The following is a 12,815-nucleotide window of genomic DNA, read 5'->3' as shown; positions in this document are numbered from 1 at the left end:
TTTCGCGCTTTGAGGCGGTCGCGCCGCCATTTCGTTATTTATACGATATATATGCTTCCTATCGGCACAAATCGAATCTATCAATGGGGCATCGGTTGTCATGCGGAGGGCGGACCGGCCCTCGCCAAAGACACCACAAGAGGGAGAAGAAACATGATCCGCCGGAGCTTACTGCTCACCGCCGTCGCCGCGTTCACCGTCGCCGCAACCGCCGCCCAGCCCGCAGCCGCACGTGAGCAATGGACGAAGGAACAGGCGAACAGCTGGTACGACAAGCAGCCGTGGCTGATCGGTTCCAACTACAACCCCGGCTCGGCGGTCAACGAACTCGAGATGTGGCACGAGCCCACTTTCGACCCCGCGACGATCGACAAGGAACTCGGCTGGGCCGCGGGCATCGGCATGAACACGATGCGCGTCTTTCTCCACAATCTGCTTTGGGAAAATGATCCCGAAGGCCTCAAGAAGCGGATGAACGAATTTCTCGTCATCGCCGACAAGCACAAGATCAAGATCATGTTCGTGCTGTTCGACAGCGTGTGGGATCCGAACCCCGTCTATGGCCTGCAGAGCCCACCGATCCCGGGCGTCCACAATTCGCGCTGGGTGCAGGCCCCGGGCGAGCCGCGACTGAAGGACGCGAGCCAATATCACAAGCTGGAGGGTTATGTGAAAGACATCGTCGGCACCTTTGCCGGCGACAAGCGCATCATCGCCTGGGACGTGTGGAACGAACCGAACAACAAGGGCGGCGGCAATTACGAGCACATCCCCGACAAGAATAAATATGTCGCGCTGCTGCTGCCGCAGGTCTTCGAATGGGCGCGCAGCGCCAACCCCAGCCAGCCGCTGACCTCTGGCGTCTGGATCGGCGAGAATTGGGACAATATGGACAAGGTCGACGCGGTCGAGCGCACCCAGCTCACCCAGTCGGACATCAACAGCTTCCACGACTACAGCTGGCCCGAAAAGTTCGAAAAGCGGGCGAAGCAGATGCTGAGCTATGGCCGCCCGGTGCTCTGCACCGAATATATGGCGCGCGGCAACGGATCGACCTTCGACGGATCGCTGCCGATCGGCAAGAAGCTCAACATCGGTATGTATAATTGGGGCTTCGCCGACGGCAAGACGCAGACGCGGCTGCCGTGGGATAGCTGGAAAAAGCCCTATACCTATGACGAGCCGACGATCTGGTTCCACGAGGTTTTCCGCGCCGACGGCCAGCCCTATCGCCAGGCCGAAGTCGAACTGATCAAGCGCCTCGCCGCCGCGCCCAAGGGCGTCGTGCCAATGGCGAACGCCAAGTGACCCGGCGGCCGGTGCTCCGCCGCGCGCTGCTCGCCGCTCTGTTCGTCAGTTCGGCCGCAGTTGCGGCGGATGCGCCGGCCCCGCCCTCGTTCGACGGCGCCGATCCCGATATCGAAGCGGCGGACGGGCGTTATTACATTTATCCCACCAATTCGGGCGACACCTCGCGGCTGCACGTCTGGACATCGGACGACCTCCGCCATTGGCAAAAAGGCGCCGAGCTGATCGCGCTCGACCAGATCGGCTGGATCGGCGACGATGGTGCGCCGCGCCACGCACTATGGGCGCCCGATATGGTCGCCTCGAACGGCCGCCACTATCTCTATTATTCGGTCGGGCCGCAGAATCCGACGCCGAGCCGGATCGGCGTCGCGACCTGCGCCGGGCTCGAAGGCCCCTGCACCGACAGCGGCAAGCCGCTCATCACCGGCGGCAACGGCTTCGAGGCGATCGACCCCGCGGTCTTCGTCGATCCCGCGAGCAAGACCCCCTACCTCTATGCCGGCGGCAGCGCGGGCGCGAAGCTCCGCGTCTGGATGCTGAAACCCGATATGGTGACCATCCACCGTGAGGTTCCGGTCGAAACCCCGCCGCATTTCACCGAAGGCGCCTTCATGCACGAACGCGGCGGCACCTATTATCTGTCCTATTCGTCGGGCAGCTATCGCCACGACAGCTATCAGGTCCATTACGCGACTGCGGCGTCACCCACCGGTCCCTGGACCTATCGCGGGAAGATCGTCGAGAGCGACGATCGCTTCAAGGGACCGGGGCACCATTCCTTCCTGCACGACCCCGCCGATGGCCGCTGGTATATCGCTTATCACCGCTGGGAAGACCAGACCGGCCCCGGCCCGTACAAGGGCAGCCGCAAGTTCATCGTGCAGCCGATCGCCTATCGCGCCGATGGTACGATCGTTCCGCTGGAAATGCGCTAGGCTATTTCTCCGCGTCGTCGATCAATGTCAGCACGTCGCCGATCAGGTGACGCATCGCGCTGCGCGCCGCGTCGGGATTGTGGGCCGCGATCGCATCGCGGACCGCGGCATGGTCGGCGACGCTGGCGGTGCGGCCCTTGATCCGGTTGGTAAAGCGGATCGAGGTACGCAATGCCGTGCTCACCACATCGCGGAACTGGGCGTAGAAGGGATTGTTCGACGCGCGCAGGACGGCAACGTGAAACGCGATGTCAGCTTCGAGCGTATCGTCCTCGCCGCGCTCGGCCGCCGCCATGCGATCGAGACCGTCGCCGATTCGCTTGAGCTCCTCGTCGCGTCCGAACTGGGCCGCGAGCGCCGCCGCCTCGGGCTCGATCGCGACACGCAGCTGGTTGAACTGTTTGAGGAGCTCGATCGAAAATTGCCGCTCGAGCAACCAGCGCAGCACATCGGTGTCGAACAGATTCCACGAAGAGGTCGGCTGCACCACCGTCCCCTGCCGCGGCCGCGCGCTGAGCAGCCCTTTGGCCGTCAACATCTTCACGGCTTCGCGCGTCACCGACCGGCTGACGCCGTGGCGCTTGGTCAGTTCGGCTTCGGTCGGAAAGGCTTCGTCGTCGAACTGACCGGTAACGATCGCGCGTCCCAGATTGTCGAGCAGACCATAAGTCAGGTTGCGCCCGAGCGAAGCGGGGGCATCATCCTGCCCCAGTCCCGATTGTTCCCACGACACGGCGTTCGCCTCCTTTCGAGAAGCCGCTAAGCGGCCATGCGGCAATGTTTAGGCCGAACAGAAAAGTAGACAAGCTTAATTAATACGATAAATATGTATTCAGCCGACAGAATCGGGAGGTTGGGAGAGAATATGTTCAATCGGTCGCTCACCGCTGCCCTCCCCGCCGCCGGAAAAGCCCGCAGCCCGCTCCGCTCTTTCTCCAGCCGACGTTTTTTTGCGACGGCGGCGATGAGCTTGGCGGCGATCGCGGCCGTGCCTGCCCCTGCGGCCTTGGCACAGGGTGCGTCCCCGGCGCGCGCGCCCGAAGCCAACAAGCAGGCCGAGCGCCGACCCAATATCCTGTTCATCCTCGTCGATGACATGGGCTTCGGCGATCTGTCGGTGATGGGAAACAAGAAGGTCCGGACACCGAATCTCGACCGTCTCGCGCGCGAAGGCGTGCTGCTTACCAAATTCTACGACGCCGCGCCGATCTGTTCATCGTCGCGGGCGGGCTTGCTGACGGGGCGATTTCCGGCGGATGTCGGCTTCGTCGGCATCACCGCCAGCCGCGCGCGCAACGCCGAGATCGGGCAGGTCGACTGGCTCGATCCGAAGCTGCCGACGATCGCGCGGCTGCTCCAGCGGAACGGCTACAAGACCGCGCATATCGGCAAATGGCATCTCGGCGGCGGGCGCGATATCGGCGATGCGCCCTGGCCGACCGCTTATGGCTTCGACAAGAGTTTCACGACTTTCGAGGGGCTCGGGCCGCGCGTGCTCGTGTCGGACGAGGAGCGCTTCCTTGCGCAGCAGTCAGACAAGCTCGGTCAGGGACCGCGATTCTGGGAAATCAAGACCAATCTCACCGCGCTATATGCCGACATGACGGTCGATTTCGTTGCCCAGAACTCCGGGAAGCCGTGGTTCGTGAACCTCTGGCTCAACGACATTCACGACCCTTGGGCGCCCGACGACGAAAGCCTGTCCGATGTCATGGGAAAAGGTGAATCTTCGGACGACGACCGGATGCTCGCGTCGCTGGTCAAGATGGACAAGACGCTCGGCCGTCTCTTCGGTCGCCTCGACCAGATGGGCGAAATGGACAATACGCTGGTCCTCTTCACGTCGGACAATGGCCCCTCTCCGCTCGCGCGCTATTATGAGCGCGGCGAAACCGCGCCGGGAAGCACGGCGGGGCTGCGCGGCCGCAAGTTCAGCCTTTACGAAGGCGGCATCCGGCAGCCGCTGATCCTCTATTGGCGCGGCCATATGAAAGCCGGAACGCGCGACGAGCAGACGGTGGCGCAAGGCGTTGACCTGCTGCCGACCTTCGCGAGCGTCCTCGGCGTAAAGAAGCCCGCGGGCAGCGTCGGCATCGACCTGTCGCCGGCGCTTCGCGGTCAACCGGTCGCGCAGCGGCCCGACCTCTTCTGGGCCTATGGCAAGGAAGGGCGCCCCCTGTTGGGCAAGCCCAGCCAGCCGATCGACATATCGCCGCGCTTTGCGGTGCGCGAAGGCGACTGGAAGCTGCTTGCGAACGATGGCGGCACTGACCTCGAGCTTTACGACCTCGCGCGCGATCCGATGGAAAAACAGGATCTGTCGGCGAGCCAACCCGAAGTGCGCGTGCGGTTGCTTGCCAAACTCAAGAAATGGCTTGCCCAGCTGCCCAAATGATCGTGCAGCGAAGCACTGAGCAACCACCGAACGAGACGCCCCCGACTATGAAAGCCGCTTCGCGCACCGCCGCCCCTGCCCCCGCCCCGTCGCACGAGGGAATGCGCTTCATCGAAGGCGGCGCCTTCACCATGGGGTCGGACCGCTTCTACCCCGAAGAACGGCCGCTGCGCCGCGTCAAGGTCGACAGCTTCTGGATCGACGAGACGCCGGTAACCAACGCCTCTTTCGCCGAATTCGTCGCCGCGACCGGCTATCGCACCCTTGCCGAACTGCCTCCCGATCCCAAGCTTTATCCGGGCGCCGATCTGGAGGGCGTTGAGCCCGGATCGCTCCTGTTCCGCAAAGCCGACGGGCTGATCCCACTCGACGATCCGTCGGGATGGTGGGCCTTCGTCCCCGGCGTCGACTGGCGCCATCCGACCGGCCCGGAAAGCTCGATCGAAGGGATGGAGGATCATCCTGTCGTTCATGTCGCGCATTGCGACGCCGAAGCCTATGCGAAATGGGCCGGTAAGTCGCTGCCGACCGAGGCCGAATGGGAATATGCCGCGCGCGGCGGCGTCGACGGGCAAGAATTTGCGTGGGGCGACGAACTGGCGCCGGACGGCGCGATCCTCGCCAATTATTGGCTCGGCCTGTTTCCCGTTTCGACGACCAAGCCCGACGGCAATTACCGAACGACGCCGGTCGGCAGCTTTCCCGCCAATGGCTACGGCCTGTTCGACATGATCGGCAATGTCTGGGAATGGACGCGCGACTGGTATGCGGCGCCGCAGGCGGCGAAGACCAAGTCGCCCTGCTGCGCGGTCGCCAACCCGCGCGGCGCGACGCTCGCGCAAAGCTATGAGGATGCGACGCCCGGCGCGCGCATCGGCCGCAAGGTCATGAAGGGCGGATCGCACCTATGCGCCGTCAACTATTGCCAGCGCTACCGCCCGGCGGCGCGGCATCCGCAACATGTCGACAGCGCGACGAGCCACATCGGCTTTCGCTGCGTGTCGCGTCGAAAGGGAGAATGAACATGCCACGTACCGCGCACTGGACCCGCCGGGCGATGCTCGCCCTGCTGATCACGGCAACGTCGGCGTGCAGCCAGACCCCGGCGCCGCGCGCGGCGCTGACGCCTGCGCCGGCGCCCGCAGCACAGCGCCCCAACGTCCTGCTCATTCTCGTCGACGATCTCAAGCCCGCGCTCGGTATCTATGGCGACCGCACCGCGATCACCCCCAACATGGACCGCCTCGCCCAGCGCGGGCTGAAGTTCAATCTTGCCTATGCCAACGAAGCCGTCTGTGGGCCGAGCCGCATCAATTTGATGACCGGCGCGCGCTCGACAAGCAGCGGCATCTATAATTTCGGGATGAACCTGCGCGATTATATGCCGGACGCGGTGACCTTGCCGCAATATTTCATGCGCGCGGGTTACCACACCGAAAGCATGGGCAAGGTCTATCACATTGGCCATGGTACCGTCGGCGACACCGCCGGCTGGTCGGTCCCCCATCACAAGGAAAAGGTGATCGAATATGTCGATCCCGCGAGCACCGGCGGCAATCCGACGCAAGAAGAAGCGCTGTTCGAAGAGGTTCCGGTGCCCGAGGGCAACCCCTTTGCCCATGCCCGCACGCTCGCGCGCGGCGCCGCGTGGGAAATGCCCGACGTCGCCGACGACGCCTATGCCGACGGTCGCACCGCCAAGCGCGCCGAGGAGCGGCTGAAGGCGCTGAAGCAGGGCAACCAGCCCTTTTTCCTCGCCGTCGGCTTCGCCCGCCCGCACCTGCCCTTCTCGGTACCAAAGCGTTATTGGGACATGTATGACCCGGCAAAACTGCCGATGCCGGATTACGAGCAACTGCCCGAAGGTGCGCCCGCCTATACCGACAAGCAGGGCGGCGAGATCACGGCCTATCGCGAACCGCCGAAGGGCGTCCGGGGCGACAAATTCCCGGCCGAACTGAAACGCACGCTGCTGCACGGCTATTACGCGGGGGTCTCCTATGTCGATGTCCAGATCGGCAAGGTGTTGAAAGCCCTCGAACGCGAAGGGCTCGCCGACAACACGATCGTCGTCCTGTGGGGCGACCATGGTTATCATCTCGGCGACCACGGCATCTGGACCAAGCACACCAACATGGAGCAAGCGACGCGTATCCCGCTGATCTTCGCCGGCCCCGGCGTCGTCAGGGGACGCGCGACCGACCAGCTTGCCGAAACCGTCGACATCTATCCGACGCTCGCCGCGCTCGCCGCCCTGCCCGCCCCCACCGGGCCGCAGCCGATCGACGGCACCTCGCTCGCGCCGGTGCTGCACGATCCGGCGGCGCGCGTGCGCGGCTATGCCTATCACGCCTATCCGCGCCCCGGACGGCTCGGGCAGGCGATCCGCACCGACCGCTATCGCCTCGTCCGCTGGACGCAGGAAAAGACCGGCGCGCGCGACTATGAGCTTTATGATCTGGTCGCCGACCCCCAAGAGACGCGCAACCAGGCGAACGCTTTGCCCAAGGTGCGCGCCGAACTCGACGCGATCCTCGACAGCCAGCCGGAGGCACAGCCGATCGATGGCAAGCCCCGGCGAAACTGAGCAGGATCCGAGCAAAGAAAAGGCCGCGGTGACCCCGCGGCCTTTTTGTTCGTCACGAAGAAAGTCGGTCAGCGCCCGCGCGACGGCACCGGAAGCGGCGTGTCGCTGGCAACCGGCTCGCCGAACTCGGGCCACCCCGCCTCGCTCCACCCGAAACGCTGGATATGCGGCGCGCGCGCGGGTGTACATTTCATCCCCGGCCCCGGGTTGGCGTGATAGATGATCCAGCTTTCCTTGCCGTCGGGGGAGGTGAAAAAACCGTTGTGCCCCGTCGCATAGACGCCGTTCGCGCTCTTGAAAACCGGCTGGGCAGCCTTGGTCCAGACTTTGGGATCGAGCACGTTCGATCCCGCCGGTGCGTGAAGCAGGCCCAGCGAATAATCGTCGGACCAGCACGCGCTTGCCGAATAGGTCAGGAACAGGTCGCCCTTCGGCCCCCGCAAGAATTCGGGGCCTTCGAGGATCTGGCGCCCGCCCTGCTTTTCCCAGACCTTGTCGGGCATCGCGATTACGTTTTCGGGTCCGGTGAGCGTCCAGGGATTGGCCATTTCCGCGACCGCCAAGCCGCTGTCGGAACCGATATAGGGTGAGTAAGCGAAATAGCGTTTGCCGCCATGTTCGAAAACGGTCCCGTCGATACCCGCGCGCGCCGTGTTCACCCGACCTCGATCGACCCATTCGCCCCGCATCGGATCGGCGCCCGTATTCTCGAGGACGAAGACCGCGCGGTGCGCATCGTCCTTGAAGCCCCTCGCGGTCGCCGAATAATAGAGATACCATTTGCCGTCGAGACGGTGGAGTTCGGGCGCCCAGATGCTGTGCGCGTTCGGCCCCTTGGCGGGCGGCGTCCACACGACGCGCTTCTCGGCAATTGCGAGGTCGGCGATATTGTCGGTCCGCCAGAGCATCACGCGGTTGCCCAGCGTATGTGTGTAATAATAGATGCCCCCCACCTGCGTGATCCACGGATCGGGCCCCGAGGTCAGCAGCGGATTGGTGAAGGTCGCTGTGGCTGGCGCCTCCGCACCGCCCGGTCCGGCTAGCACCGTCACCGACATCAGCACCGCGAGCAACGCCGCCGGCCGCCGAACGAGTCCATTTTTGGGGCGGCGGATCGAACCCGCCGCCCCCTTCTTATATGCGACCTTCATCCATTTCCTCGTCAGCTCAGAATTTCACGCGGGCGCCGATGCTATAAACTGTTTCGTCACCCTGCAGCGCAAACACGACCCGCTTGTCGCCCCAATATGTCGATGTCTTGTTACGCAGGATGTTGGTACCGCCGATGTCGAGCCGCAGTGCGTCGGTCACGTCATAACCGATGCTAAAGTCGAGACGGCCAGCAGGACGAACATAGCTTAGGAACACCGGGATATAGGGATCCTGAACCGGCCGACTCTCATCATAGGGTCGCACCGCGACACCGCCGGTGTTGTCGCCGTTGATATATTTTGACCGGAAGGTCCAGATCAGGCGTCCGCTCAGGCCCTTTTTGTCATAGAGCAGCCCAGCGGTGTAATTATATTTGGAGACGCCCACCAGCGGATTGCCCGCGAGCGTGTCGTCGCCCTTGATCTTCGAATCAGCAAGCGTGAACGCGCCCTGCACGCCGAAACCCGACAGCGCTCCCGGCAGGAAGTCGAAGAAATATTGCGCGCTGACCTCGATACCCTTGAGGTCGACCGACCCGACGTTACGCGGGGTGGAGATCAGGTAATTTTCGCCCCCGATCTCTTCCTGCCGGTTTGCCGTCACGACGCGGTCCTTGATCGACCGGTAATAGCCGGTGACCGCGACATAACCGCTGTCGAAATAATATTCGGCGGTCAGATCGATGCTGTCCGATTTCTGCGGGCGCAGGTCGGGGTTTCCGCGCGTGCCATTGTTGATCAGGAAGACGTTGCCGACGACGGTGAGCGATTCCGCAGGGTTGAGCGAACCGAAATCGGGACGCCGCATCGACCGCGAATAGGTCAGGCGGGTCTGGAACGAGCCAGGGAATTTCAGGCGCGCGGTGGCCGACGGCAGGATATCGACGTCCGATCGCTTGGCGACGATCGGGCTGAAGGCATCGCTGCCCCCGACGCGCTCGAAGCCCGAGATAGTGCGATCGGTCTTGACGACGCGCGTGCCGACCACGCCGTCGAGAGTGAGCGCGCCGATCGGGATTTCATAGCCGCCCTCCAGATAGGCGGCCAGGGTTTCCTCGCTGGCGTTGAACTCCTTGGTCGGATCGTAGGGCGGCGCCTCGAGGGGGAGGCCGAACAGATCGCGCAGTTCGTTCCGGCCGCGTTCGGACCGCAGGTAGGCGGGATTCACGCCGAGAAACGCCTGACCGCCGTTCAGTCGCGGCGCGACGCCGATCACGCCCAGGAAGTCGGGCGACAGCGGCAGCGAAGAAATCAGCCGCGCATTCGGCTCCGACGGCGTGCCGATATTGCCGAAGCCGATCGACTGCACCGTGTTGGTCTGGCGAACTTCCTGAAACCGTGCCTCGCGCTTGGCATAACGCAGACCGCCGCGAAGCTTCGTCAGGATGCCGTCGAGTTCATATTCGCTGTCCATGCGCGCCTGGAACAGGCTGCCTTTGCCCGTCGAGAAATTCTGGTTGATCGAATTGCGCAGCGAAACATTTTCGGAGCTGAGCGGGATCGACGGGTCGATGGTGAACGAAGGACCGTTGTCGTCGTTGAATTCGACGAATACCGTCGGGACGCGCTGCCCGATCTCGGCGTTGAAATTCTCCGTCACCGAGCGCGACGTCTGATAAGCGACATCGACCTTGAGCACGCCGCGATCCTGTTCGAAGATCAGGCCGCCAGCGACCATCTTGTTCCGCTGCGTGACCTCTTCGGACGAACTGTTCTGGTTGATCACGACATTGTTGAAACGCGCGCTCGTCGGCTCGCACATCGTTCTGACGGTCGCGGGCTGAAGCGTCTGCGTCCCGTCGGCATTGTTGACGATCTGCGGGTTGGTCCCGGCGGCGTTGACGCGCGCGTCGATGCAATAATTGCTGAGGGTAACCTCGGCGATCTGCGAATTGTTGGTGAAAGGCTGGGGGTTGAAACCGGCGAAGCCCGTGGTGCTGTTGAAATAGGTATAAAGGCCGTCAGCATAGAATTGCAGCGACGGGGTCGCCTGCCATTGCAGCGCGGCATTGGCCTGAAAGCGCTTGATGTCGCCGACGTCGGGCATGTTGCGCAGCACCTGGGGCATCATGATATCGGCGGTGCCAAACGGCGTCCCCGAGACGAAGCGGCGTTCGCCCAGATTGGTAACGCTGCGGATATTCTCGGCCTGCGAATAGGTTACATTGACCAGCGCGCCGATCTCGCCGATCGACGAATCGGTCTTGGCGGCGGCGAGCGCGCCGAACTGCGGATTGCTCGCATCGGCGGTCGTCGCATAATTCTGGCGGGCGGTCAGGACCAACGTCGGATCGCGGAAGCTGAAGGGGCGATTGAGCCGCAGGTCGAGCGCGCCGGCGACCCCGCCTTCGATCTGGTCGGCGGTCTGTGACTTGAAGGCGTCGATCCGGGCGAGCGCCTCGGCGGGCACATCCTGCAAGTCGAAGCCGCGCCCCGTCGTGGTCACCACCTCGCGCCCATTCACCGTAGTCAATATGTCGGTGAGGCCGCGGATGCGGACGGTCGACAGTTCGTTGTTGCGGTCGTTCTGGACCTGAATGCCGGGAACGCGCTGCAGCGCTGCCGCGACGGTAGGGTCCGGCAATTTCCCGATGTCGGTCGCGACGATCGAATCGACGACCTGTGTCGCGTTGCGCTTCACCTCCGCCGCGCGTTCTAGCGACTGGCGCACGCCGGTGACGACAATATCGCCATCGGTGCTTTCCGCTTGCTGGGCCGAATCCTGCGCGGCTGGCGCCGCTGTATCCTGAGCAACCGCCGGCATCGAAACCAACACGGCGGTCGCCGACACGGCGGCCAACAAAATTTTACGCATAACCCTCTCCCTGTTCGACGCGTTTCGCGCGCTCGTCACCAACTCCGATCTCGGAGCGATTCTTAAACGATAAATAATATAAAACGGAGAATAGAGCAATGCATGGATATCGAAAAGCGGCCGCAATAAAAGAAAACGCGCCGGAGTCGGGCTCCGGCGCATCATCTTGTCCGATAGATCGGAAATGGCGCTCAGTCGCCCTCGCCGCTCATCGGGCCGCGTTCGAAACGGGGCTTCACGGGCACGGTCCCGCTATCGCCCTGTGCCTTGCGCCAAGCGGCGAGGCGGCGGCGCAGATCCGTCAATTGCTTGGCATAACGCGGGTCGCCGGCAAGGTTTATCTTTTCGTCTGGGTCCGCCTTAAGGTCATATAATTCCTCGGCGGGCCGCTTGTAATAGCTGTCGACGATCGCCTTGGCGGCGGAATCCTTGTCCGCCGCTTCGCGCCACGAAGGGAAATAGGCGCCCGAGTCTGTGCGCTTCACCTTCAGATCGATGTGCGTCGTATAGGTCCAGTCGGGGTGCAGATTCTCGATATATTTCCAGCGGTCGGTGCGGATGCTGCGCATAGGATAGACATTGACCCGGCCGTCATTGTTGTGCGTCGTGAAAATCTCCTTCCGTCCCGCAGACTCCTTGCCGGCTCCGAACAGGTTGGCGAAGGACAGACCATCGATACCTTGCGGCTTCTTGCCACCGGCGAGCTCGACCAGCGTCGGCAGGACATCGACCCAACTGACCATCGCATCGGTGCGGGTTCCAGCCTTTACATGGCCGTTCCAGCGCACGACCATCGGCACGCGCGTGCCGGTGTCATAGAGATTCCATTTTCCGAACGGCCACTGCGTGCCATGGTCAGTCGAATAAAGGACGAACGTGTCCTTCCCCAACACCGCATCGACAGCGTCCATCGTCGAGGCGAGATCCTGGTCCATCCGCGTGACCGCGGCGTAGAAACGCGCGCGCGCATCGCGGGTGATCGGCGTATCGACCGTCTTTGGCGGCAGTTTCATCGCGTCGGGATCATAGCCCTCGGTCGTTCGCGGCCACGGCACATGCGGCCAGTTGGTACCGACGAACAGCACGAGCGGGCGCTTGTCCTTGCGCGCCTTCAACCACTCGGCCGCGGCGGGAATGCCCTTGTGATCGTGGAAGGTATCGTTCGCATAATAATCGAACCCGTATGTGCCCGTATGCTGGTAATGCGCGACCTTGCCGAAAGCGACGACCTCATAGCCCTGCTCCTGCAGGTAGGAAGGCAGCTTGCGGATCGCGGCGTTGGCGCGGTCGTGGTTCGCTTCCGCCCCGTTACGCGCGGGCATCATCCCAGTCAGCAGCGCAGCGCGGCTGGGCGCGCACGCCGGCGAAGCGACAAAGGCACGATCGAACGACATGCCCTCGGACGCGAGGCGCTGCAGCGCGGGGGTCCGGACATTGCCATCGCCGCCGAGCGGGACGTCGGCGTAGCTCAGATCGTCGGCGAGGAAGATCACGATATTGGGCTTGTTGGCCGGCTGCGCCGCATCGCCTTGCGCTTGGCCGGGGGCAGCGGACGCGAACGAGAAGGCAAAGATGCTCGACGCAAGCACCAGATTGCGCCGGTTGAATTTAGACATCGGAA

9 protein-coding genes are annotated in these 12,815 nt (G+C 63.4%); 5 read left to right on the top strand and 4 right to left on the bottom strand.

The genetic code is table 11. From position 1 onward, the window contains the following. Positions 1-153: 153 nt before the first annotated feature. Positions 154-1,308, top strand: coding sequence for an endo-1,4-beta-xylanase (locus E5675_RS04690; protein WP_136173559.1), 1,155 nt, complete (start codon positions 154-156; stop codon positions 1,306-1,308). After that, on the top strand, positions 1,305-2,246 hold the full coding sequence (locus E5675_RS04685) for a family 43 glycosylhydrolase (RefSeq protein WP_247594784.1): 942 nt from the start codon (positions 1,305-1,307) through the stop codon (positions 2,244-2,246). Before E5675_RS04690 ends, E5675_RS04685 begins: the two co-directional genes overlap by 4 nt. Before the next feature lies 1 nt (position 2,247). Here the strand turns inward: E5675_RS04685 and E5675_RS04680 are convergent, their stop codons facing one another. Next, positions 2,248-2,979: a FadR/GntR family transcriptional regulator gene (locus tag E5675_RS04680; protein ID WP_247594783.1), complete on the bottom strand. Its 732-nt coding sequence runs from the start codon at positions 2,977-2,979 to the stop codon at positions 2,248-2,250. 132 nt (positions 2,980-3,111) lie between these two features. Between E5675_RS04680 and E5675_RS04675 the strand changes: the two genes are divergently transcribed. The 3 genes from E5675_RS04675 (at position 3,112) to E5675_RS04665 (ending at position 7,228) form a co-directional block, all read left to right on the top strand. Next, complete coding sequence (locus E5675_RS04675) at positions 3,112-4,641, top strand: sulfatase-like hydrolase/transferase (RefSeq protein ID WP_136173558.1); 1,530 nt, start codon at positions 3,112-3,114, stop codon at positions 4,639-4,641. Between the two features lie 101 nt (positions 4,642-4,742). After that, the gene (locus E5675_RS04670) at positions 4,743-5,663 is read left to right on the top strand and encodes a formylglycine-generating enzyme family protein (protein WP_136176342.1); all 921 of its coding nucleotides are present in this window, start codon (positions 4,743-4,745) and stop codon (positions 5,661-5,663) included. Between the two features lie 2 nt (positions 5,664-5,665). Continuing rightward, complete coding sequence (locus E5675_RS04665; RefSeq protein ID WP_247594782.1) at positions 5,666-7,228, top strand: sulfatase; 1,563 nt, start codon at positions 5,666-5,668, stop codon at positions 7,226-7,228. 68 nt (positions 7,229-7,296) lie between these two features. Here the strand turns inward: E5675_RS04665 and E5675_RS04660 are convergent, their stop codons facing one another. The 3 genes from E5675_RS04660 to E5675_RS04650 all read right to left on the bottom strand — a co-directional run bounded on the left by E5675_RS04660 (position 7,297) and on the right by E5675_RS04650 (position 12,810). Further along, positions 7,297-8,379, bottom strand: a complete 1,083-nt coding sequence (locus tag E5675_RS04660) for a glycoside hydrolase family 43 protein (RefSeq protein WP_136173557.1) — start codon at positions 8,377-8,379, stop codon at positions 7,297-7,299. Between the two features lie 16 nt (positions 8,380-8,395). Continuing rightward, complete coding sequence (locus tag E5675_RS04655; RefSeq protein ID WP_136173556.1) at positions 8,396-11,194, bottom strand: TonB-dependent receptor; 2,799 nt, start codon at positions 11,192-11,194, stop codon at positions 8,396-8,398. 191 nt (positions 11,195-11,385) lie between these two features. Next, positions 11,386-12,810: a sulfatase gene (locus tag E5675_RS04650; RefSeq protein WP_136173555.1), complete on the bottom strand. Its 1,425-nt coding sequence runs from the start codon at positions 12,808-12,810 to the stop codon at positions 11,386-11,388. Positions 12,811-12,815: the final 5 nt, after the last annotated feature.

Origin of the sequence: Sphingopyxis sp. PAMC25046, from assembly GCF_004795895.1 — a bacterium.
Classification (GTDB): Bacteria; Pseudomonadota; Alphaproteobacteria; order Sphingomonadales; family Sphingomonadaceae; genus Sphingopyxis.
Note: the sequence above shows the minus strand (reverse complement) of the source record. Positions and strands in the feature narration are given on the sequence as shown.

What these genes read in the sequence shown, in the direction of transcription:
- E5675_RS04660 (WP_136173557.1), bottom strand. Translation starts at nt 8,379, where the DNA reads ATGAAGGTCGCATATAAGAAGGGGGCGGCGGGTTCGATCCGCCGCCCC.
- E5675_RS04690 (WP_136173559.1), top strand. Translation starts at nt 154, where the DNA reads ATGATCCGCCGGAGCTTACTGCTCACCGCCGTCGCCGCGTTCACCGTC.
- E5675_RS04655 (WP_136173556.1), bottom strand. Translation starts at nt 11,194, where the DNA reads ATGCGTAAAATTTTGTTGGCCGCCGTGTCGGCGACCGCCGTGTTGGTT.
- E5675_RS04650 (WP_136173555.1), bottom strand. Translation starts at nt 12,810, where the DNA reads ATGTCTAAATTCAACCGGCGCAATCTGGTGCTTGCGTCGAGCATCTTT.
- E5675_RS04670 (WP_136176342.1), top strand. Translation starts at nt 4,743, where the DNA reads ATGCGCTTCATCGAAGGCGGCGCCTTCACCATGGGGTCGGACCGCTTC.
- E5675_RS04665 (WP_247594782.1), top strand. Translation starts at nt 5,666, where the DNA reads ATGCCACGTACCGCGCACTGGACCCGCCGGGCGATGCTCGCCCTGCTG.
- E5675_RS04675 (WP_136173558.1), top strand. Translation starts at nt 3,112, where the DNA reads ATGTTCAATCGGTCGCTCACCGCTGCCCTCCCCGCCGCCGGAAAAGCC.